The sequence below is a fragment of the Pseudomonas sp. IT-93MI4 genome (genome assembly GCF_949767635.1).
Classification (GTDB): Bacteria; Pseudomonadota; Gammaproteobacteria; order Pseudomonadales; family Pseudomonadaceae; genus Aquipseudomonas; species Aquipseudomonas putida_A.
Genome location: NZ_CATKPP010000054.1, coordinates 99,993 through 123,381, shown reverse-complemented (window position 1 = coordinate 123,381; position 23,389 = coordinate 99,993). Strand labels below are relative to the sequence as shown.

The following is a 23,389-nucleotide window of genomic DNA, read 5'->3' as shown; positions in this document are numbered from 1 at the left end:
CATGGATGATGCCCGTCATAACCGACGGTCTCGCTTCATGGCTTTGGCGTTACGCCCCATGACGAACCTTTTGAGGAGACGATCATGCTTGAACTCAGACCTTTCAATACACTGGGCGGCGCTCACCACGGCTGGTTGGATGCCCATCACCACTTTTCGTTCGCCGAATACTACGATCCGCAACGCATGAACTGGGGCAATCTGCGGGTGTGGAACGATGACGTGATCGCCGCCGGCACCGGATTCCCGCTGCACCCGCACCGCGACATGGAAATCATCACTTACGTGCGTGAAGGTGCGATTACCCACCAGGACAACCTTGGCAACAAGGGCCGTACTGAAGCAGGCGACGTGCAGGTCATGAGCGCCGGCACCGGCATCGCACACAGCGAGTACAACCTGGAAGACAAAGAGACCCGAATCTTTCAGATCTGGATTCTGCCGACGGAAACTGGCGCGCCGCCATCGTGGGGTGCCAAACCATTCCCCAAAGGCCAGCGCGAAGGCTTCGTGACCCTCGCCAGCGGCAAGGACGGCGACGATCAGAGCCTGCGCATTCGCGGTGATGCGCGGTTGGTCGCGGCCAACCTCAAGGCCGGCGAAACAGCTGAATATCAGTTGGATGCCGGACGTCGAGCGTATCTGGTACCCGCCACCGGTCTGATTGAAGTCAATGGTTTGCGCGCACAAGCTCGAGACGGTGTTGCCGTCGAGCATGAGTCAATACTGACTGTGACGGCGCTCGAAGACAGCGAAATCGTGTTGGTGGATCTGGCTTGATCGCCTGATATGCAGGTAAAAAAAGGGGCGACCGTCATGGTCGCCCCTTTTTTGCAGCTTTTGTGGCGAGGGGATTCATCCCCGATAGGCCGCAAAGCGGCCTTCTTTTCAATGGAGCGAACTGCTACGCAGTCCATCGGGGATAAATCCCCTCACCACAGGAAGAACTCACCTCCCTGAAGATCACTTGGTGCTGATTGCGCCATCCACCAGCGTTTGCGCTTCAGCCACCAGTTGCTTGAGGTGGTCGTCGCCAATGAAGCTTTCGGCGTAGATCTTGTAGATGTCTTCGGTGCCCGAAGGACGTGCGGCGAACCAGCCGTTTTCGGTCATCACCTTCAGACCACCAATGGCCTGATCGTTGCCCGGCGCATGGCTGAGAATGCTCTGAATCTTCTCGCCTGCCAGCTCGGTCGACGTCACTTGCTCCGGCGACAGCTTGCTCAACAGCGCTTTCTGCTCAGGGTTGGCCTTGGCATCGACGCGCACCGAGAACGGTTCGCCCAGTTCATCGGTCAGGGCGCGATAGGCCTGGCTCGGATCACGGCCGGTACGGGCAGTCATTTCAGCCGCCAACAACGCCGGAATCAAACCGTCCTTGTCGGTGCTCCAGACGCCACCATCCTTGCGCAGGAACGAAGCGCCAGCACTCTCCTCGCCACCAAAACCTAGCGAACCATCGAACAGGCCATCGGCAAACCATTTGAAACCGACCGGCACTTCGTAAAGACGACGCCCCAGACGTTTGGCCACGCGATCGATCAGACCGCTGCTGACCACGGTTTTACCCACGGCGGCGTCGACGCGCCATTGCGGACGGTTCTGGAACAGGTAATCGATGGACACCGCCAGATAGTTGTTCGGTGCCAGCAGACCACCCGACGGGGTGACGATGCCATGGCGATCGTGATCCGGGTCGCAGGCGAAGGCCACGTCGTAACGCTCCTTGAGACCGATCAAACCTTGCATGGCATGGCTGGACGACGGGTCCATACGGATCTGTCCATCCCAGTCGACCGTCATGAAGCGGAAAGTCGGATCGACCTGCTTGTTCACCACATCCAGATCAAGACGGTAATGCTCGGCAATCGCCGACCAGTAGCGCACCCCTGCTCCGCCCAACGGATCTACACCCAGACGCAGCTTGGCGTCACGGATGGCATCGAAGTCGATCACGTTGATGAGGTCAGCGACGTAGGTGTTGAGGTAGTCGTGACGGTGGGTGGTGCTGGCCTTGAGCGCCTGCTCGTAGCTGATGCGTTTGACGCCTGCCAGCTTGTTGGCCAGCAGCTCGTTGGCCTTGGCTTCGATCCACTTGGTGATGTGGGTGTCGGCCGGGCCGCCGTTGGTAGGGTTGTATTTGTAGCCCCCGCTTTGTGGCGGATTGTGCGACGGCGTAATCACGATGCCATCGGCCAGGCCCGAAGTGCGGCCACGGTTGTAGCAGAGGATTGCATGCGAAATCGCCGGTGTCGGCGTGTATTCGTCACCTTCGGCGATCATTACGGTAACGCCGTTGGCCGCCAGAACTTCCAGCGCACTGGCCCCGGCCGGGGTCGACAGCGCATGGGTGTCGATACCGACGAACAACGGGCCATCGATGCCCTGGGCTTCGCGATACAGGCAGATCGCCTGGCTGATCGCCAGAACGTGCCACTCATTGAAACTCAGGTCGAAGGAGCTGCCGCGATGCCCGGAAGTACCGAACGCAACACGCTGGGTGGCAATCGAAGCGTCCGGTTGGCCGGTGTAATAAGCCGTTACCAGTCGCGGGATGTCGACCAACAATTCTGCTGGTGCCGGTTTGCCCGCAAAAGGACTGATAGTCATGCAAAACCTCTGAAATAGAGTGGTTCAGGAAATACAGCGCAGTTTACTGACAGTTCGACCGCAGCGCGACGGGATCTATCCGACAGATTTCAACGTTCATTCCAGCGGCGCCAAGCGCAACGCCTCTCCCAACCTCTCGAGTGCTCCGCTCAAGCCGCTCTCTCCGTGATCCAGCAGGTTCAGGCGCAGATGCCGACGGTGCAATCCCTGCAAGCTGAACAGTTCGCCCGGCGCAATCAACACCTGTTGCCTGAGCAGGCGCTGAAACACATCGCGCATGTCCACCGGCCGCCGTGCCCGTACCCAGACCGTCGCCCCACCTTGTGGCTCGACAACCTGCAGCGCTTCGCCCAGACGCTCGCGCAACAAGTCGATCATCGGCGTACGGCGTTCCTTTAGGCGCCGGCGAAGTACGTACAGATGCTGGTCGACCCGACCGTTCCCATACAGCCGGGCAATGGCCTTCTGGCGAACGGGCGACAACCGGAACGAGCGCATCAGAAAATGCCGCTGCATTTCGTGCTTCCATTGGCGCGACAACACGTACCCGTAAGGCGCTTCGATACCGATGAATTTCTCGAACGTGGAGAAGACCAGCAGTCGGTCAGGGTCCAGTTGATCACGCAGACGCTCGACGCCCGTTGCCTCGCCCAGTTCACCGTAGCAGTCGTTTTCCAGCACCCAGGTGCCGTGCTCGCCAAGCAGGCCGGCGATCGCGTTGCGGTTATCCGCTGGAACCTGTGTACCGCGCGGCATGCACAGGCCCGAGGACAGCAGAATCAGCCGCACGTCTTCGGTCTTGAGCAGTGTTTCCAGCCGCTGCAGCTCCAGCCCGCCACAGGCCTGCAACGGCAGTTCGATTACACGCACCTCAGCCGCCTGCAGCAACCGCAGTATCACCCAGTCACAGGGCGACTCGACCAGAATGGTTGTGTGCCTGAGCTGCAGAACAGCCACCAGGATCTCCAGCACCCCGCGCATATCCGCGCCGATGTAAACATCCTCGGCGTGCCAGCACTGCTTTGGCGAGGTGGTATAGCGGGCCGCCAGGACGGCGCGTAATTCCAGTTCACCACAAGGCTGGTCGAGCAACGGCGGCTGGCGGGGATACTGGCGCAGCAGCTCACGCTCCAACAACAGCAATGGACTGTCCAGTGATTGCAGCGAAACCGGATCATCAGCATTCAACAAACGCATACCCGGGTGCCGCGCGTTGACATAGAGCGTTTCGAGCAGATCATTGCTCATGGCAGGTGGCGTCCCCCCCGAAACCGCCCTGGCGTAATACCCGGACTTGGCCACCGAATAGATCCGCCCTTCCTTTTTGAGCAACGAGTAAGCGTATTGAATGGTCGAGATCGACACGTTCAAGCGATCTGCCAACTGACGCAGCGATGGCAGCCTTGAATTGCCATCGCAAGCCGACTCGGCCATCAAGCGCATCAGGTATCGATAGACTGCCTGGTAGGCGAAACCGGATTCCCGTGCAGCCTTCATGAGACGGACACCATAACCGTTGGTGCGCCCAAGTATCGCTCGCTCACTTCATCGTTCCACTGACCGGTCACCCACGCCGGAGCCATCGAGGCCTGCCGCGTCGAGTGCGGTCTCCAGTGTTTGCCGGGCCGCACCGTGCGCAGGCAAGGGTTCCATGGCGTAGAGGTGGCCGATGAGCCGAACCGGTAAACCGCTGACGTCCATCATCCACTGCATTACCTGCTCCGGGCCGTGCAGCCCCTGCATGGCCCGATGCAAATCAGGCAGCGCCACCAACATGCCGGGATGACAGCTGCGCAGGAACCGCTCGAGCCCGGCTCCACGCTCGATGAACGGCGTGAACAGCAGGCAGACCCATTGTGCTTCGTTCAGACCGTAAGTCTGGTGCAGCCAGCTCGCCGCTGCTTCGCGCAGTTCTTCCGTGGTCTGCCATTGCCCCAGTCTTGCGATCATCTGCTCGCAGACCGGTTCCGGCACCCGCTGCAGCTGCATGTTCGCCAGCATGCGCTGGACATGTTCCGAGAACCCCGCTTCATAGCTGCGATCGCTGATGAACTCCGCTTCCAGGCCGCGTAAATGGGCCTCGATCAAAGGGTCGGCGTATTCGCCCTCACCCTGGTGAAACACCCATTCCTCTGCCTCGAACCCCAGAAACTCGCTCAGTAGCGGCCAGCGTTCTTCAAGATTGCCGACCGCCATGTCATGAATGTCGACAAATGTCGTGCGACGACATGACTCGAAGCCACCCTCGGGACGCCAGCATTGCCGCTCCGATTCGGAGTAAAAACCGCGATACAAATCCCCTCCCAATCCGTCCAGCAAAGCGAACAGCTCATCGAACGTCCCGGAATTCGGCGTCAGCGCCCCGATACCGGCCTTCTGCACGGCCCGGTCCAGGTCTTCGACAAACTGCTTCTGACGACGCGGCGATTCGCTGGCCAGCCAGGCATCCACGCCGTTACTCCAGCGAGCAATCTGGCCGTAAAATTCGGCCCAGGCCAGGCAGGCGTCGTCCCGCCACTCAAGCTTCTCGCCCCTGGCACGTCGATGTCCCATCATCAGCAGATTGGTGCGATGGGCGTCCGCGCTGTCCATTCCGAGTGGCGCCAGATGGTTGAACGGCAACACTTGTCGATGTTCCACCATGAGCAACTCGACACGGGGGTCGTCATACAGAAACAAGGCAGCGAAGCTGCGGTGCATGTTGTTCAGCGCCGCCGTCCCCGATTCGCTGCGGCGCAAGGTGGCCACACGTAACTGGAACGTGGCGGGCGCGCGGCCGGCAATACTCAACTGGGCGGCGCGCAGCAGCGCCAGCATGTAGCAACTGTCACGGGTACCGGATGGCGTCACCATGACCTTGTATTCACCCATGCGCTCCATTCCGCCGGCGGCGACCACCAGACGCTGGATCAGCAACTGCAGCGCTGTGCGCTCGGCTCTGGAAAAGAAACTCAGCAGGCGTTGCAATACTTGCTGGTAGACATAGTTCATTGCCTGATCATGGATCGTGCTCATCAGTACTTTACCCGGCATAAAAAATTCATATCGCGCATCAGCGATGACGCTGGCGCAATAAATTCATCAATAAGTAATAGACGATCAAATACTAACACTTATGATTTTGAAGTTATTTGAAACACATGACGCAATGAAGTCAGTAACCCCACCATCTCAGACAACGTAAACCCCTGTCAGCATTGAGTTTTTTCTGATCAGAAAATATCTGAGGAAACTTCTTACAGCGTCCCACGAACATTGAGTACAACAAAAGCAGAACAACAATAGGAAATGCCCTACAGTCATTAAACAAAAACCGCTATATCGCCCACGAGGGGAAACGTTAAACGCGAAATAAAAAACAGAATGCACAGACATGGCTCATTCCTTGAGATGAAAGTAATCATTCAATTATCAGGGCTTACATGGCGAATAGAAGATACAGATGGCAGACAAAAACCGGTTCAGATGCACAACCGGCCACGCGCCATGCTTGGTCTGTCTGATTATTTGCGAGAGGTAAAAAGCGCAAGAGTCCGTGGGGCCACGGACTCTGTTCGGAGGGAGTTACGCGGGTTCGACCTGCAGGGCGACCCGTTCGCGGCATGGGCATTCGTCCATGTAGCGATGTGCTTCGACGAACTCGTTGAACGGGAAGACCCGGGTCTTGAGCGGCAGCAGCACACGGTCGGCCGTCAACTGATTGATATCACGCAGGGCACGTTGCAAGGCGACTTGATCCTGAACAATGCCCAACTCGGGTTTACCGGTGAAATTACCGATACAGTGCACAAAGAACTGGATGTTTTTCTGGAACGCCGCACAGGCCGGAAATGGTGTCTGGTTGCCACCCTGAAGACCATACAGGACCAGGCTGCCACGCGGTGCGAGGACATCGCCGAGCAACGACATCTGCGGGCCGCCAAGACCGTCGAACACCACATCGACGCCACGGTTGTCGGTGATCTTGTTGATTCGCATCAACAAGTCTTCTTCCTCGGTGACGATGACTTTCTCGGCACCCAGCGACAGCAGGTACTCACGCTCATCAGCGGTTTTCGTCGCGGCAATCACCCGCACGCCCATGGCCTTGCCCAACTGGACAAAGGACGGACCGGCGCAATGACTGGCGTCAGTGACCAGAGCAAACTGCCCTGGTTTGACCCGCGCCAGATCCGCATAGGCGAAATAGGCGATCAACAACGGCGTGTAATGCACGCTGGCCTCAACCGGGCTGAGTACATCCGGATAACGGGTCAGCGCGGTGCGTGGCAGCACGATCTGCTCGCCATACACCGGGTAGTCGTTCGGGCTTTCGGCCGGAAAACTGGCCACCTTGTCGCCCACCGACAGATCGTCCACACCGTCACCGACGGCGGTCACCACACCGGCCATTTCATGGCCGAGACCGGACGGCAGGCGTGCCTGGGACGAGGCCAGATTCTGACGCCAGAGAATGTCGTACCAGCTGATGCCGATCGCCTCGACACGCACCTGCACTTCGCCAGGACCTGGCTGAGCGGCCGCATGCTCTTCGCATTTGAGCACCTCGGCCGGACCAAACTTGTGAAAACGGATCGTGCGGGACATCGCAAACCTCGTCAAAGTAACCTCTAATGCCCTGAACTCTATCTGGGCTTTTGACCCAAGACTATCAGTGGCTATTAATAGTCGACATGCCTGTCATTGATTCCGCAGTATGAACGGCATTGGCAAAATCGATGAAAAAATGCCGCCACCGGCTCGGTAAAGCTGAATTTAGCGGTGCAGAGTACCAGCCTTTCCCCGTAATATTCATGCCGGCCATTGTTCTCATATGGTCGCTCTCGTCAAGCTTGATGACTCTGCCAGGACTCCAGATGAATCGTAATGACCTGCGTCGTGTCGACCTGAACCTGTTGATCGTATTCGAAACATTGATGCACGAACGCAGCGTGACCCGCGCCGCGGAGAAGCTGTTTCTAGGCCAGCCGGCGATCAGTGCGGCGCTCTCGCGCCTGCGCAGCCTGTTCGATGACCCGTTGTTCGTGCGCACCGGACGCAGCATGGAACCGTCCGCCCGCGCGGTGGAAATCTTCGCCCTGCTCTCCCCGGCGCTCGACTCGATTTCAACGGCTGTCAGCCGCGCGGCGGAATTCGACCCCGCCACCAGCACTTCGGTATTTCGCATCGGCCTGTCCGACGACGTCGAATTCGCCCTGCTGCCGATGCTGCTCAAACGCCTGCGCGCCGAAGCACCGGGCATCGTCCTCGTCGTGCGCCGAGTCAACTACATATTGATGCCGGGCCTGCTGGCCTCCGGCGAAATCTCCATCGGCGTCAGCTACACCACCGACCTGCCGGCCAACGCCAAGCGCAAGGTGCTGCGCCGCAGCCAGCCGAAACTGCTGCGGGCCGACACCGTGCCCGGCCCGCTTAGTCTGGATGACTACTGCGCGCGTCCGCATGCACTGGTGTCGTTCGCCGGTGACCTCAGCGGCTTTATTGATGAAGAGCTGGAGAAACTCGGGCGCAAGCGCCACGTGGTGCTGGCCGTGCCGCAGTTCAATGGCTTGAGTACGTTGCTCGCCGGCACTGACATTGTTGCGACCGTGCCGGACTACACCGCGGATGCGCTGACGGCTGCCGGCGGTGTGCGGGCGGAGGATCCACCGTTGCCGACGCGCACGTTTGAGCTGCACATGGCTTGGCGCGGGTCGCAGGATAATGATCCGGGGGAGCGTTGGTTGCGGTCGCGGATTCAGATGTTCTTTGGCGATCCGGATAGTCTCGAGCTGCCTGCGCATTAACAAGGCAGCCAGCGACTCAAGCCCCAGCCCGGCTGCTGCGATAAATCGACAGGCAGTAAAACGCCAGCGCCGAAGCCGCCAGCATTCCGCCCACCACCCCGATGTAAGCAAAACCAAACTGGCTGCCCACCCAACTGCCCACCAGTGCCCCGCCGCCGATACCGATGTTGTAGATGCCTGAAAACAGCGCCATCGCCACATCGGTGGCGTCCGGCGCCAGTACCAGGACTTTGGACTGTAACGCCAGCCCGAAGCCCATGATCGCCATGCCCCAGAACACGCTCAGCACGCCGAGGTAGGAGACGTTGCCGCTCAACGGCAACAGCAAAGCCAGGCACAAGGCGAGCACCGATACGCAGATGATCAGAAAGCGCTGTGGGTTATAGCTGTGCAGGTAACTGAACAGCAGAGAGCCGAAAATACCGGCGCCGCCGAATAACAACAGCAGGAGTGTCACCACATCGCCGCTCATGTTGGCCACGGTCAGTACGAACGGTTCGATGTAGCTGTAAGCGGTGAACTGTGCCGTCACCACCAGAGCCGTCAGAACATAGACGGCCACCAGCGCAGGTCGCTTCAGCAATATCGGCAGGCTCTTGAGCGAGCCTGAGTTCTGGCTGGGCAGCAGCGGCAGTACCTTCGCCAGGCAGAACACCAGCGCCGCGGCAAAGCCTGCAATCACCATGAACGTGGTGCGCCAGCCCATGGCCTCGCCCAGCAAGCGGCCGAGGGGAATCCCCAGCACCATCGCCAGCGAAGTACCGGTTGCCAGCAAGCCCAAGGCCTGAACCTGTTTGCCCGGCGGTGCCAGGCGCACGGCCAGAGACGCGGTGATCGACCAGAACAACGCATGCGACAACGCCACACCGATCCGGCTCACCAGCAGTACACCGAAGCTGGTCGCCAGACTCGACAGAATGTGACTGGCGATAAACATCCCGAACAGCACAATCAGCAATTTCCGCCGCTCGACGTTGCGCGTCAGCAGCATGATCGGCAGCGACGTCAAAGACACCACCCACGCATAGATGGTCAACATGAGGCCGACTTGCGCGGTCGACATGTCGAAGCTGCTGCCAATCGAACTCAACAGACCGACCGGGACGAACTCGGTGGTGTTGAACACGAACGCAGCCAGTGCCAAGGCAATGACTGCGTACCAGTTGCCGTTGTTTGTCGCCGTAGAATCACTCATTTAAACGTCGTATTACTCTTTGATGATCGTGCGTGAATGTACGCAAGCGATCTGTGCCCATCTGTCGGTGTCTTGATACCGATTGCCGAATGTGTCGACGTTCAGGGGACGCACCATCAGTGAGCCAGGCCACACTAATCTGGTCCAGTCGGCTTGATGAATCAATCTGCCGTTTCATTGAGCAGCAAAAGGCCTGCGTAGCGTGCGGCCATGGCGAAAGAACAAGAGCGCCCACAGTGACGGAATCAGGGCCTTGCCGAGGACTCGTATCGATCGGCATATGCCTTGATCAACTCGGTCGTCACCAGCGTTCGCATTCGCAGAGGCGGATCCCATGCCGGTTCGCCAACGAACTCGAACCATGCCTCTCGCTCGCCCGGCAACCACATTTCCAGTCCTACCTTGTGCTCGCTCAATCCCTCTTTGGCCAGATGGTTATGCAGCAGTAGCCCGTAGGCTTCCAGATTCAGAAAGTCTCGCTCCTCCTTGGCGATTTCTGCATTCTTGCTCCACTTGGGGCGCTGGAAAGTCGCCCGCTCATAGTATTTGAAATCCACTACCGTCCAGTTTTTACCGTCCTGCCTCACCAGATCAGGGCGCCGTTTGATGTGGTTGCGCGCAAAGATCTTTCGACGCTGCTGTTGCCAGCGAGACTGTATAGCCGTGCTGGCTATCCCGTGAGGCAGATGCTGGTCGTCGCACGTCTGGAAGCGTTCCAGCCCTCCCTCGCCTTCGCTCAATCCATGACAAAGACAGACTGACTCCCAGACAGCCCAGAACTTCTCCACGCCCCATATCAGTCCCGTGTCCAGGTCGCTTTGTGTACCCGCATGCAGGTAGCGCTCCAGAGCATCGTGCAACTGATAATAGTGAGCGTCGCGCGGGGCCGCACAGCGGTCGATACTCTGCAACAGGTGCCGCAGATGGCTCAGGCTGCGCTGACGCGACTGGACATTACCAAAATAGAGCGAGTCCTCAGCGCTGAGGTAACGATGCTGGAAGTCTTGCGCCAGCGCTTCGCCTTCACCCACGAAGCTGCCCCAGGCACATCGAGGATCTACCTGCAGAAAACCCCGATAGAAATCCACTGCCAAAAAACAATAGAGGCCTACGATATCCGCCTTGCCAAACTGACCGACCCGACGATCCTGCGCGACCGACTCAAAGTAAGCAGCGCCCCGTTGATCAAACAGCGCACGATGCAGATGTCGATCAAAACGGCGATAGGGGTCGTCGACACTGCGACCGCGGCGCTCACACATTGAAAGCAGACTGCGTGGGTCGACGCGGTCGAACAACTCGTCCAGCGCCAGCGCATCGTGAAATGCAAGTCCGTCGCCAACACGCTCCTTGCCCTTGCCGTGGGCCTCGACGCCATCACGGGCCGTCAGCACCTCAGGCTCGCGTCGTGTCCGGCGAAATACCACGAAACACTGGTAAAGCAGCGACAACGCTTCTGCACCGCTCATTGCCCCCATGCCATAGGGCACCTTCAACAGGTAACGCCCATCCGCTTCACGAACCAGTCCCACCTCGCCGTCGCTTTCTACTCGTTCGATTTCGTCGAGCTGCATTATCAGGCCTCGCCGGATGTCGTCAGTCCGTCATCTTCCGAGTTGAATGCGGCATCAGCAAACGCGGCGCTCAGCAGTTCGTGAATATCAGGAGGCGGGCACAGACAAGTAATGAATTCATCGGCGCGTTTGGCAAACTGACCGAAGGTGCGCAGCTCACGCGGTTCGATTTCAAGCAGCGAACACAGGGGGGTTCGGTCACGATCAAAGACGTTGTCCCACAGATACAGGAACAACTTGCCGACGATATCGGCGCGCTGAATATGGTGAACTTCGAAGCGCAATTTGAACTTGGCGAGCTGCTCCAGGTAATCCTCGATAATGAGACCCTTGGTGTCCGACTTGAACTTCTTGGGAGAGGTCTTTGAGCAATAGTATTGATTGGCGTGGCCCGAATTAGAGCGGATTCGCTTGAACTTGAGCTCGGCGTCTGGTTCATGCCCTCCCTCATCGAGCAGTCGCTTGCGGTTGGCTTTGGACATTTTGGTCGCCAATTCCAACAGGTCATCATCGAATGCCCTGCTTTGTTTAACACCGCTGGCGGGATCTCCGATCATGCTGGTAGTGGCGACGAGTCTGGCCAATTCGCCCGGATAAACTTCAGCCAGGGTTTTGTCAGGCTCCCGCCTGGCCTTGATAAACCATGGCCCGACCAGCTTGTCATCGAGCCTCGGGGCTGTGCACCGATCACGAATGAACTGGTTGAGCGCTGTGACGAATGTCTCCCAGGTCAAATGATGAGTTGATGGCATCAACGCCTTGCTCTGGCTGGTCGGCACCTCATCGTTAAACGCTTCCGCACAAAACTCGAAATGCCAGCGCCGCTTGAACGCCGAATCCATGAAAAACACCGATTCGTCGCTGGTATTCATGGTGCCGATCATGAACAGGTTAGGTGGCAGGCATAACTGACGCTGCTTCAGCGCATCGGCCAGTCGCCGATTCAGATCGGGAAAAGGGCTGATGTGGCCAAGCAGCGCGAGCTCGGCCTCAAGGGCATCGATCACCAGATCGGAAACACTGATCGCGTAGCTGGACCAACCCTCGTCATCACGATCAAGCAACTGAAACACATCGCCAAAAATTTCCGCGCAATTACCACGGTTGATCTCATCGACCAGCAGCAGTACGTTCTGCGCTTCCTGAGCGTTATCTTCCTGAGGCTGATGACTGTATGACAGTGCCAACGCCCGCAGTAATGGCCCGGCATGCACGCGATACTCGATCTGGTTTTCCCGGGTTCTTGGCATCAACCGCGCGACAAACTCGCCATAACTGTAATCCGGGTGGAAGGCCACTGGAACGATCTGGGTACTGTTAACGCCCAGAACCCTGGCCTTTGTTGTCCGGGCCCGATGGCTCTTGCTGGTGCCGGGCGGGCCGAAAAGGATCAACTGATGCTCAACCATGAGTGCTCTTTCTCCCTGAGCCAATGAAACAGAATAAAGTTCGCGAAAAATAGCATCATAAAGCCACTATTCAAATGGAATACCGCTTTTACTTGGCCAAGCGACCTTTGCACTCGACGCAACAAACATTTGTCATCAAACCAATTGATAGCACCCTAACGAAAGGTGCATGCTAGAGGGCTCGAATCGGTCTTATATCATTCCGAATGATAGTTACCTTTGCTTCATTCGATTCGTGCCATCACAGCCTGCCGAGCATCATCCGCCCATCTTCAATACATTGGCGGATGATTCCATGGAACAGTCACTCAAACATTTGCGCTTCCCCTTGGCCATGCTGGCCGTGCTGGTGATGAGCGCTTGCGGCAAGACTCCGGAGACTGCCGCCACCCTGCCCGCTGCCAAAGTCAGCGTGGCCAAGGTGCTGGAACAACCGGTCAACGAGTGGGACGAATTCACCGGGCGCCTCGAAGCGCCGGAAACTGTTGAAATTCGTCCTCGGGTCTCTGGCCAGATCGACGAGGTGGCGTTCACCGAAGGTGCGCTGGTCAAGAAAGGTGACCTGCTGTTCCAGATCGATCCGCGTCCTTTCCAGGCTGAGGTGCGCCGCCTCGAAGCCCTGGTAGCCCAGGCCCGCGCCAATGCCACCCGCAGTGAAAACGAAGCCGGGCGTGGCGAACGTCTGCGTGCGAGCAACGCGATTTCCGCTGAACTGGCCGACTCGCGCACCAGCGCTGCCCAGGAAGCCCGCGCCGCCGTCGGCGCCCTGCAGGCGCAACTGGATCTGGCCAAGCTGAACCTGAGCTTCACCCGCGTCACCGCGCCCATCAGCGGTCGCGTCAGCCGTGCCGAGATCACCGCCGGTAACCTGGTGACTGCCGACACCACCCCGCTGACTAGCGTGGTCTCCACCGACAAGGTCTACGCCTACTTCGACGCCGACGAGCGTGTGTTCCTCAAATACACCCAACTCGCCCGTAACGGCCAACGTGGCGCCACCACCCCGGTGTACATGGGCCTGTCCAATGAGGACGGCAATCCGCACCTCGGTCAGATGAACTTCGTCGACAACCAGGTCAACCCGAAAACCGGCACCATCCGTGGTCGTGCGGTGTTCGACAACAGCGACGGCACCTACACCCCTGGCCTGTATGCACGTCTGAAACTGGTCGGCAGCGGCACCTACAACGCCATGCTGATCAACGACGAAGCGGTCGGTACCGACCTCGGCAAGAAGTTTGTGCTGGTGATGGATGCGGACAACAAGACCGCTTACCGCGCCGTCGAACTGGGGCCGAAGATCGAAGGCCTGCGCATTGTGCGCACAGGTCTGAACAAGGACGACACGATCATCGTCAAGGGTCTGCAACGGGTGCGTCCGGGTTCGCCGGTGACGCCTGAAGTGATCCCGATGGCCAGCGAGCAGACCATTGCCGCTCTGGCTCAACAACGTCAAGCGCTGGAAGCCAGCAACCTGCCCAAAGTCGCACCCGCCAAAGGTGCACAGGGTACGGCTGTGAAGCTGGCCGCTACGACCCCACGCGGTTAAGGGACGACAACTCCGATGAATTTTTCCCAATTCTTCATTTCACGGCCGATCTTCGCAGCGGTGCTCTCGCTGTTGATCCTGATCGCCGGTGCGATCTCGCTGTTCCAGCTGCCGATCAGCGAATACCCGGAAGTCGTGCCACCGACCGTGGTGGTGCGTGCCAACTTCCCGGGCGCCAACCCCAAAGTCATCGGTGAAACCGTGGCCGCTCCGCTGGAGCAAGCCATCACCGGCGTCGAGAACATGCTGTACATGTCCTCGCAGTCCACCGCCGACGGCAAGATCACCCTGACCATCACCTTCGCTCTGGGCACCGACCTGGACAACGCGCAGGTGCAGGTGCAGAACCGGGTGACCCGGACCGAGCCGAAACTTCCCGAAGAAGTGACGCGCATCGGTATCACCGTCGACAAGGCCTCGCCCGACCTGACCATGGTTGTGCACTTGACCTCGCCGGACAAACGTTACGACATGCTCTACCTGTCCAACTACGCGATCCTCAACATCAAGGATGAGCTGGCGCGTCTGGGCGGCGTCGGTGACGTGCAGCTGTTCGGTATGGGCGACTACTCGCTGCGGGTCTGGCTCGATCCGAACAAGACTGCTTCGCGTAATCTGACCGCCACTGACGTGGTGACGGCGATTCGTGAGCAGAACCGTCAGGTCGCTGCCGGTCAACTCGGTGCGCCCCCTGCCCCGAATGCCCAGAGCTTCCAGCTGTCGGTCAACACTCAGGGCCGTCTGGTCACTGAAGAAGAGTTCGAGAACATCATCATTCGCGCAGGCGATAACGGTGAAATCACTCGTCTGAAGGACATCGCGCGCGTCGAGCTGGGTTCCAGCCAGTACGCCCTGCGTTCGCTGCTGAACAACCAGCCCGCTGTAGCGATCCCGATCTTCCAGCGTCCAGGCTCCAACGCCATCGATATCTCGAACGAAGTTCGCGGCAAGATGGAAGAGCTGAAGAAAGGCTTCCCGCAAGGCATGGACTACAGCATCGTCTATGACCCGACGATCTTCGTACGCGGCTCGATCGAGGCGGTGGTTCACACCCTCTTCGAAGCATTGATCCTCGTGGTGCTGGTGGTGATCCTGTTCCTGCAGACCTGGCGCGCCTCGATCATTCCATTGGTGGCGGTGCCGGTATCGTTGATCGGTACGTTTGCAGTCATGCACCTGTTCGGCTTCTCGCTCAACGCCCTGTCGCTGTTCGGCCTGGTACTGGCGATCGGTATCGTGGTCGACGACGCCATCGTGGTGGTGGAGAACGTCGAGCGTAATATTGAACTGGGGCTCAACCCGTTCGATGCGACCAAAAAGGCCATGGGTGAAGTGACCGGCCCGATCATCGCAACCGCGCTGGTGCTGTGTGCGGTGTTCGTTCCGGCGGCGTTCATCTCCGGCCTCACCGGGCAGTTCTACAAGCAGTTTGCGTTGACCATTGCGATCTCCACCGTGATCTCCGCGTTCAACTCGCTGACCCTGTCGCCAGCGCTGGCCGCTGTGTTGCTGAAAAGTCATGACGCGCCGAAAGACCGCTTCTCCAAAGTGCTCGACAAGATCTTTGGTGGCTGGTTGTTCCGTCCGTTCAACCGCTTCTTTGAAAAGGCCAGTCACGGTTACGTCGGTACAGTGCGCCGGGTCATCCGTGGCAGCGGCATCGCCCTGCTGTTGTATGCAGGCCTGATGGTGCTGACGTTCTTCGGATTCTCCAGCACACCGACCGGTTTCGTACCTGGCCAGGACAAGCAATACCTGGTGGCCTTCGCGCAACTGCCGGACGCCGCGAGCCTGGATCGCACCGAAGACGTGATCAAGCGCATGTCCGACCTGGCGCTGAAACAGCCGGGCGTGGAAAGCGCCGTAGCGTTCCCGGGCCTGTCGATCAACGGCTTCACCAACAGCCCGAACGCCGGCATCGTGTTCGTGACCCTGAAACCGTTCGACGAACGTAAAGACCCGAGCATGTCCGCCGGTGCGATCGCCGGAGCCTTGAACGGTCAGTACGCGAACATTCAGGAAGCGTACATGGCGATCTTCCCGCCACCGCCGGTACAAGGTCTGGGCACCATTGGCGGTTTCCGCCTGCAAATCGAAGACCGGGGCAACCTGGGCTACGACGAGCTGTACAAAGAGACGATGAACATCATCACCAAGAGCCACAGCGTGCCTGAGCTTGCGGGGCTGTTCACCAGCTACACCGTGAACGTACCCCAGGTCGATGCCGCCATCGACCGCGAAAAAGCCAAGACCCACGGCGTGGCCGTCAGCGACATCTTCGACACCCTGCAGATTTACCTGGGTTCGCTGTATGCCAACGACTTCAACCGTTTCGGACGCACCTATCAGGTCAACGTTCAGGCTGAGCAACAGTTCCGCCTCGAATCCGACCAGATCGGTCAACTGAAAGTGCGCAACAACAAGGGCGAAATGATCCCGCTGGCGACCTTCATCAAGGTCAGCGACACCTCGGGTCCGGATCGCGTGATGCACTACAACGGCTTCATCACTGCGGAAATCAACGGTGCGGCAGCCCCCGGCTACAGCTCCGGCCAGGCCGAAAAAGCCATCGAGAAACTGCTCAAGGATGAATTGCCGAACGGCATGACCTACGAGTGGACCGACCTGACCTACCAGCAGATTCTGTCCGGTAACACCGCGCTGTTCGTGTTCCCGCTCTGCGTATTGCTGGCGTTCCTGGTGCTCGCGGCGCAGTACGAAAGCTGGAGCCTGCCACTGGCGGTGATCCTGATCGTACCGATGACCCTGCTGTCGGCCATCACCGGGGTGATTGTCTCCGGCGGCGACAACAACATCTTCACCCAGATCGGCCTGATCGTACTGGTGGGCCTGGCGTGCAAGAACGCGATTCTGATCGTCGAGTTCGCCAAGGATAAACAGCTGGAAGGTCTCGACCCGCTGGCCGCAGTACTGGAAGCCTGCCGTCTGCGTCTGCGGCCGATCCTGATGACCTCCTTCGCGTTCATCATGGGTGTGGTGCCACTGGTGTTCTCCAGCGGTGCCGGTGCCGAGATGCGTCACGCGATGGGTGTGGCGGTGTTCTCCGGGATGCTCGGGGTAACCTTCTTCGGTCTGTTGCTGACGCCAGTGTTCTACGTGTTGATCCGTAATTTCGTCGAGCGTGGCGAAGCCCGCAAAGCGGCCAAGGCGCAAGCTCTTCAAAAGCCACTGGAGGCGCAATAATGAGTCTGAAAGTCTTCCTGCCGAGTCTGCTGGTGCTGGCATTGAGCGCCTGCGCCGTCGGCCCCGACTACAAGACCCCAGCCACGGAGGCGGCCAATATCACGACCGCCACCGACGGCGCTGCCGGTCAGAAGAACTTTGACCGTTCGAAATTCGAAGGCATCTGGTGGCAGCAATTCGACGACCCGACCCTCAACCAGTTGGTGACGCAATCGCTGCAAGGCAACCGTGAACTGCGCGTGGCGTTCGCCCGCTGGAAAGCCGCCCGGGCGATCCGCGACGACTTCAGCAACGATGCGATGCCGACCATCACCAGCCGTGCGAGCAGTGATCTGGCCAAGGGGCAAATCCCCGGCCAGACCACCAAACGGGTCAACAGCGAACGCTACGATCTGGGCTTGGACATGGCCTGGGAACTCGATCTGTTCGGGCGCATCCAGCGCAATCTGGAAGCCAGCGACGCCGATCAGCAAGCGGCCGAAGCCGATCTGTACCAGTTGCAAGTCACCATGATTGCCGAACTGGTGGACGCCTACGGTCAACTGCGCGGTGCGCAATTGCGCGAGAAGATCGCCGTGGCCAACCTGGAAAACCAGCAGGAGTCGCGCAAGATCACCATCAGCCTGCGTGACGCCGGCGTGGGCGATCAGCTCGACGTCGAACGTGCCGATGCGCGTCTGGCCTCGGTCGAAGCCAGCGTGCCGCAATTGCAGGCGGAACAGGTTCGGCAGAAAAACCGTATCGCGACCCTGCTGGGTGAACGTCCGGACAAACTGACCGTGGATCTGAGCCCGAAAGACTTGCCGGCGATTGCCAAGGCCCTGCCGATCGGCGATCCGGGTGAACTGCTGCAACGCCGGCCGGACATCCTCAGCGCCGAACGCAAACTGGCCTCGGCCACCGCGCGAATCGGTGTGGCGAAGGCTGATCTGTTTCCACGGGTCAGCCTCAGCGGGTTCCTCGGCTGGACGGCTGGGCGTGGTTCGCAGATCGGCTCCTCGGCGGCCAACGCCTGGGCACTCGGCCCGAGCATCACCTGGGCGGCGTTCGATCTGGGCAGCGTGCGCGCGCGTCTGCGCGGCGCCGATGCCGACGCCGAAGGCGCACTCGCCACCTACGAGCAACAGGTGTTGCTGGCGCTGGAAGAATCGGAAAACGCCTTCAGCGATTACGGCAAGCGTCAGCAACGGCTGATCTCGCTGATTCGTCAGAGTGAATCGAGCCGCAAGGCTGCCGATCTGGCGGAAATCCGCTACCGCGAAGGCACCACCGACTTCCTCGTGCTGCTCGATGCTCAGCGCGAACGCCTGAATGCCGAAGACAGCCAGGCACAGGCCGAAGTTGATCTGTATCGCGGCATCGTCGCGATCTACAAGGCCTTGGGTGGTGGCTGGCAGCCGGAAACCGTCGCCAGTAAGTAATAGTTGTTAAAGAGCTCCTTTGGTTGGCCGCAACCAACCAATTTTTTTGCCCCGCGTATCATTCGGTCGCGGGGCTTTTTTTGGCCTGATGGTTTTGCGCTTCCAGAACAGTGACAGTGGCTGTCGTACCGGCCCTTAATCGATTCTTGCCGGCATAGTCACCATCAATGCCGATGCGCACCGGCACCCGCTGCGCCAGCTTCACCCAGGTGTAACTCGGATTGATATTGGCCAGCAGTCGGCCACCCGTGGCGTTTTCCCGGTCGGCGATGGCAAAGGCGATGCTCTGGACCGTGCCACCAAAGGTTTCTCCGCTCATCAACTGCACGCGCACGCGGTCCCCCTCCTCGATTCGCGGCAATTTGGTCTCTTCAAAGTAACCGCTGACGTAGAACGAATCGCTGTCGACCAGTGCCAGCAGTGCACCACCCGCAACCGCGTAATCACCCTGTCGGGTCAGCAGATTAGTGACGTAACCGCTGACCGGCGATTCGACACGAGTACGCTGCAAGTCCAGTTCCGCCTGAGTCAGTGCAGCAATCGCCAATTGCACATTGGCCTCGGCCAGCCCGAGATTGGCCTGATTGCGCAACAGATCAGCCTGAGCCACCGCCACATCGGTATTGGACTTCTCCCATTCTTCCCCGGAAATTGCAAAACCCTGCTTGAGCGTACGCCGGCGCCGCTCTTCGCTCTGGCGTTGTTTGAGCAGCGCTTCACTGGCGACGATGGATGCCTGTGATTGCCCCAGCGTCGCCTTCGCCACCTCGACCGAACGCCGCGCATGCTCGACTGCCAGGCTATAGCGCGCCGGATCGATCTCCATGAGCAATTGCCCCTTGTCGACATGCTGGTTGTCCTGCACCACGAGGCTGACGATACGCCCGGAAACATCGGCTGATAGCGTCACCACATCCGCCCTCACCCGCGCATCCCGCGTCCAGGGCGCACGGGTGTAATGCTCCCAGGCAAACCAGCCAAGCACGATGGCCAGCAACACCACCGCTAATGTCGTTGTTCGAGCGAGTAACACTTTCAAGGCATCAGGCTCCCATCAGCAAAATCAGCGAGGCACAAACGCATGCATACAAGGCGCCCTCAAACAGCGCCTCGTGCCAGACCAGTCGCAACACACCCATACGTCGCAAACACCAGTCCAGGAGCATAAATATCGGTATCGCCAGCAATAGGGCCTGGGCAATGGGTGGCAGATAAACGCCACCCATTTCGAAATCAATGGGCAAGGGCCGGTTCTCCTTCCGAGACTTTACGTTGCAGGTATTCGCCGTGGCGTTTCAGGAAAGACACGACGATCAACAGCGCCACGCGCATGCGAAACACCGACCACAAATGTTCGTGGCTGGCGACGTGCAACTCGTCCAGCTCATCACCCAATAGCTGGAGCGAGGTCAACAACGCTTGCAATTGCACGTCCTGGCGCCCGGCCACAAAACGGCCGGTCTTGCGCAGCGCCGAAGCCAATTGCTGGCTGAACGCGTCCGTCAGCAGTGCATTGTTCTGTGCCTGCTGCCGGAGTTGATGCATTGCTACGCCCAATGCGACGCACGCCAGACTGATTTCATAGAGCTGCTGCATGGCGCGCTCGCTCACGGCCGGCAGCAAGCCAAGCATGCTGGTCAGTCGGTCGACCATACGGCTTTCGAAAGCGAATTGCTGTTCATCGGTGGCCGGTTTTTTGGTCAGTTCATAAACCTGCTCACGCGCCTCGTTATAAAAGCGGCGGAGACGCAATGCCGGACGGAACGGGAAAATCCATGCGTAGACCATCAAAGCGAGCATCGCCGCGCTGACATAGGCGCCGGCGAATTCGAACCATTGAATTGCAGTGTTCTGCCCGGTGCCGACATTCTGTGGGCCGAGCAGGAGGAAACTCGACAACCCCAGGCCCATACCAATGCCCGCGGTCGTCGGGCTCGCCAAACCGACAGCGATCACGTACAGCAGTGGTGCCAGCATCAACGCCAATGGCTCGAAATCACTGATGGTCGGCACCAGCATGAATTGATAGAACGCCGAGACCACCAGTGCCAGTCCCAACCCACGCGCGTAACTCTGCGCGGCCATCAGTGGCCGCGGGAATGTCGCCATCAGCGAACAGAGAATCCCCACCAGAATCATCCCGCCCCGCGCGCCATCCCAGGCGGTTTCGATCCAGATCAACCCGGCTACCAGTAATGCGGTAAAGGCGCGGATGGCGTTCATTGAAGCCAGTGTGAAATCCAGATGCAACGGGCTGGCCTGACCGCGATACAGACAACTGGCTTCGCGCCCTTCCTGAATGGCATCACTCAACTCCAGAATCTGCTCCAGTTGCTGCAACAGCCGCGCCTGCTCCCAGCGTAACGCCCACGCCAGCGAGCGCAGGATAGCGCTCATGTCTTCGGTCAGTTGTTCGGCCTCATACGCCAAGGCTTCAAACTGCTGCTGCAGCGTGATGAATTGATGCCGCCGCTCGGCGGGCAGCGCTCGACCCAATTGCGCCAACTGGTCGAGAAGTGCGAGCTCTTCTGCACGCAAGCGCTGTACATCCAGAGGAAGATCGCCCTCCCAACGTTCGGTGAGCAATTCGCGCTGATGACGTAATGCAGTCAAACGCGAGGTCAGCAACATCAGTTGATTACCCAACAGCAGCACCAGATTGTCGGCACCGCGCAACCGTGGGGCATCGAAATACAGATGGCGGCGCAACCCTTCGAGCGCGCTGATTTCACCGAGCAACTGCATCTGACGGCGCTGAAAGTCGGCTTCACTTTCTTCTGTTCGAATCACCGCAGCGGAGTGACTGGCAGCCAGTTTGATCACCTGATCGACCTTGGCGAAGTAACCTTTGGCAACTGCTTCCGGACGCGCAGTGAGCAGGCTGACCACGCAGACGCACGCTACGGCCAGCAAGGTTTCGGTAACGCGGGTGACAGCCAGCAGAAAGGTGCCATCCTGGTCGGGAATGGCCAGCAATGCCACCACCACGGCGGTATAACCACTGAGCACAAACGCCTGAGAACTGGTATAGCGCAGCAACGTGCCGCCCGCGGTGCAGAGCGCCAGCCACAGTGCCAGCGTTGTGATGAACGGAAGCGGCGCCTGCGGGAATATCGCCATGATCAACACCGCCACCGCAGCACCCAGCGTTGTGCCAATCACTTGACCGAAACTACGCGCCAGCGCCATGCCGGCCAACGGCTGGCTGACAATCACGACGGCCATGATCGACCACTTGGGTTGGTCGAGATCGAACAAAAACGCCAGATACAGCGTCAACAGCCCGGCGGCAATGGTGCGCAGGGCGAACAGCAGGACAGCCTGACCGGGATGGATCACGACATGAAAATAATTGCGCAGGGCTTGCATGGGGGCTCTCATCGAAGCGACTCCTGCAAGCGTAGACTCTGCATCGAATGCCTGATGGGTAACTGAATCGACAGATGTTGTAGGGCGATTCGCATGCACGGGGTTTGACTCACGGCCCTCGCTGGTCGAAGCTTGCCGTTCTGCTATAGAACGCCAGTTCACGGAAATCTGCATGCCTCAGTCCCGCCGCTACCTGCTTATCAGCCTTGGCCTTGTGCTGCTCGTCGTCATCGCCTGGTTATCCCTGCGCTCCACCGCCCCGGTGGTGCCAGAAGCGATCAAGCGCGGCTACAGCGAAGCCCTGACGGCCGCCCGTTCCGGTCAGCCGGGAGCCGCGCGACAGTTGTATCAGCAATTGGGTCGCCCGGACCTGTCGGTCAAGCGCAGTGTCTGGCTGCTGGCCGAGCTGCCCAACTATCCGAGCCCGCAAGCGCTGAAACTGGCCGACGCCCATCTGCAGAACGAAGCCCCCGAAGTACGGCTGGCAGCGATTCAAAGTGTGGTCGGACTGGTGCCCGGCGGGCAACGCAGTCTGCTGCTCGGGCCGATGCTCGACGATGAGGACCAAAACGTACGGTTCGCCGCCATCAACGCCCTGCTCGGTCTGACGCCGGATGAACTGGGGCTGTATTTCGCCCCGCTGCAGCAGGCGATCGATGGCTGGGAACAAGCGCTCAAGGGACAGCCGGAAAGCGCCGCCACCTATGCGCAACTGGCACGCCTGTATCTGCACAACGCCGAACTCAAACAGGCCCAACAAGCGCTGGACAACACCCTGCGGCTGGAGCCGGGCAACCTGCCGGCACTGGTGATGCAGATCGATGTCCTCGACCGTCAGGGCCAGAGCGACGCCGCCCGCCAGTTGCTCGCCAAACAGTTGCAGGCGCAACCGGATTCCGCCTACCTGCAACACGCGCTCGGACTGTGGCTGTTGCACCACGGCCAGCGTGAATTCGCCCTGCTCGGCTTGTCCAAAGCGGTGGAGCTGGAGCCGGACAACAAGGATTACCGCTACGACCTCGCCACCACCCTGCACGCTGCCGAAGAGCTGGAAGCGGCGCAAAAGCAGTTGCAGGAAGTCGTCCAGCGTCACCCAGCCGACCGCAAGGCGCGAGTGCTGCTGATCAATTACTGGAAGGAAAGCGGCCAGTTGCAGAACGTGCAGATTCTGCTCGCGCAACTGGAGCAGATGAACCCTGATGACCCGGCGTTACAGCAGGGACTCTGAGCCTTTACCCGCTGATTCAATGACATTTTGATATCGAAACATCG

At 59.3% G+C, this 23,389-nt stretch carries 16 protein-coding genes; 6 read left to right on the top strand and 10 right to left on the bottom strand.

Annotation, left to right across the window (positions count from 1 at the left end; translation table 11 throughout):
• Nucleotides 1-84: 84 nt before the first annotated feature.
• The gene (locus ACM6I7_RS19690; RefSeq protein WP_027612774.1) at nt 85-780 is read left to right on the top strand and encodes a pirin family protein; all 696 of its coding nucleotides are present in this window, start codon (nt 85-87) and stop codon (nt 778-780) included.
• Between the two features lie 183 nt (nt 781-963).
• Here the strand turns inward: ACM6I7_RS19690 and pgm are convergent, their stop codons facing one another.
• From pgm to ACM6I7_RS19670, 4 genes are all read right to left on the bottom strand, one after another.
• The gene (pgm, locus tag ACM6I7_RS19685; protein WP_414889094.1) at nt 964-2,610 is read right to left on the bottom strand and encodes a phosphoglucomutase (alpha-D-glucose-1,6-bisphosphate-dependent); all 1,647 of its coding nucleotides are present in this window, start codon (nt 2,608-2,610) and stop codon (nt 964-966) included.
• A gap of 96 nt (nt 2,611-2,706) precedes the next feature.
• On the bottom strand, nt 2,707-4,107 hold the full coding sequence (locus tag ACM6I7_RS19680; RefSeq protein WP_414889093.1) for a PLP-dependent aminotransferase family protein: 1,401 nt from the start codon (nt 4,105-4,107) through the stop codon (nt 2,707-2,709).
• A gap of 48 nt (nt 4,108-4,155) precedes the next feature.
• Nucleotides 4,156-5,625, bottom strand: coding sequence for a hypothetical protein (locus ACM6I7_RS19675; protein WP_414889209.1), 1,470 nt, complete (start codon nt 5,623-5,625; stop codon nt 4,156-4,158).
• A gap of 549 nt (nt 5,626-6,174) precedes the next feature.
• A complete protein-coding gene (locus ACM6I7_RS19670; protein ID WP_027612770.1) occupies nt 6,175-7,197 on the bottom strand; it encodes a zinc-dependent alcohol dehydrogenase family protein in 1,023 nt (340 codons plus the stop codon).
• 269 nt (nt 7,198-7,466) lie between these two features.
• Here ACM6I7_RS19670 and ACM6I7_RS19665 point away from each other — a divergent pair, with 269 nt between their 5' ends.
• Nucleotides 7,467-8,396 carry a LysR family transcriptional regulator gene (locus ACM6I7_RS19665; RefSeq protein WP_007963542.1) on the top strand — a complete coding sequence of 310 codons (930 nt, stop codon included), beginning with the start codon at nt 7,467-7,469 and terminating at the stop codon, nt 8,394-8,396.
• 16 nt (nt 8,397-8,412) lie between these two features.
• Here ACM6I7_RS19665 and ACM6I7_RS19660 read toward each other — a convergent pair whose 3' ends face one another.
• The 3 genes from ACM6I7_RS19660 to ACM6I7_RS19650 form a co-directional block, all read right to left on the bottom strand.
• Nucleotides 8,413-9,591, bottom strand: coding sequence for a sugar transporter (locus ACM6I7_RS19660; RefSeq protein WP_414889092.1), 1,179 nt, complete (start codon nt 9,589-9,591; stop codon nt 8,413-8,415).
• Between the two features lie 245 nt (nt 9,592-9,836).
• Nucleotides 9,837-11,165 carry a hypothetical protein gene (locus tag ACM6I7_RS19655; RefSeq protein ID WP_414889091.1) on the bottom strand — a complete coding sequence of 443 codons (1,329 nt, stop codon included), beginning with the start codon at nt 11,163-11,165 and terminating at the stop codon, nt 9,837-9,839.
• A 2-nt stretch (nt 11,166-11,167) separates the two neighbouring features.
• Nucleotides 11,168-12,574 carry an McrB family protein gene (locus tag ACM6I7_RS19650; protein WP_049827894.1) on the bottom strand — a complete coding sequence of 469 codons (1,407 nt, stop codon included), beginning with the start codon at nt 12,572-12,574 and terminating at the stop codon, nt 11,168-11,170.
• Between the two features lie 295 nt (nt 12,575-12,869).
• On the opposite strand from ACM6I7_RS19650, the gene mexE reads away from it, so the two are divergent.
• From mexE to ACM6I7_RS19635, 3 genes are read left to right on the top strand one after another with little or no spacing between them, the layout of a single operon-like run.
• On the top strand, nt 12,870-14,123 hold the full coding sequence (gene mexE / locus ACM6I7_RS19645) for a multidrug efflux RND transporter periplasmic adaptor subunit MexE (RefSeq protein ID WP_027612756.1): 1,254 nt from the start codon (nt 12,870-12,872) through the stop codon (nt 14,121-14,123).
• A gap of 15 nt (nt 14,124-14,138) precedes the next feature.
• Nucleotides 14,139-17,327: an efflux RND transporter permease subunit gene (locus ACM6I7_RS19640; protein ID WP_096796769.1), complete on the top strand. Its 3,189-nt coding sequence runs from the start codon at nt 14,139-14,141 to the stop codon at nt 17,325-17,327.
• A complete protein-coding gene (locus ACM6I7_RS19635; protein ID WP_414889090.1) occupies nt 17,327-18,748 on the top strand; it encodes an efflux transporter outer membrane subunit in 1,422 nt (473 codons plus the stop codon). Before ACM6I7_RS19640 ends, ACM6I7_RS19635 begins: the two co-directional genes overlap by 1 nt.
• Nucleotides 18,749-18,806: 58 nt before the next feature.
• Here the strand turns inward: ACM6I7_RS19635 and ACM6I7_RS19630 are convergent, their stop codons facing one another.
• Genes ACM6I7_RS19630 through ACM6I7_RS19620 form a run of 3 tightly spaced genes read right to left on the bottom strand, consistent with a single transcriptional unit; the run spans nt 18,807 to nt 22,117 of the window.
• A complete protein-coding gene (locus ACM6I7_RS19630; protein ID WP_027612753.1) occupies nt 18,807-19,787 on the bottom strand; it encodes an HlyD family secretion protein in 981 nt (326 codons plus the stop codon).
• Between the two features lie 4 nt (nt 19,788-19,791).
• A complete protein-coding gene (locus ACM6I7_RS19625) occupies nt 19,792-19,992 on the bottom strand; it encodes a DUF1656 domain-containing protein (protein ID WP_414889089.1) in 201 nt (66 codons plus the stop codon).
• Nucleotides 19,982-22,117: an FUSC family protein gene (locus ACM6I7_RS19620; RefSeq protein WP_414889208.1), complete on the bottom strand. Its 2,136-nt coding sequence runs from the start codon at nt 22,115-22,117 to the stop codon at nt 19,982-19,984. The genes ACM6I7_RS19625 and ACM6I7_RS19620 overlap by 11 nt, the downstream gene beginning before the upstream one ends.
• 172 nt (nt 22,118-22,289) lie before the next feature.
• Between ACM6I7_RS19620 and ACM6I7_RS19615 the strand changes: the two genes are divergently transcribed.
• Nucleotides 22,290-23,345, top strand: a complete 1,056-nt coding sequence (locus ACM6I7_RS19615) for a tetratricopeptide repeat protein (protein WP_027612750.1) — start codon at nt 22,290-22,292, stop codon at nt 23,343-23,345.
• Nucleotides 23,346-23,389: the final 44 nt, after the last annotated feature.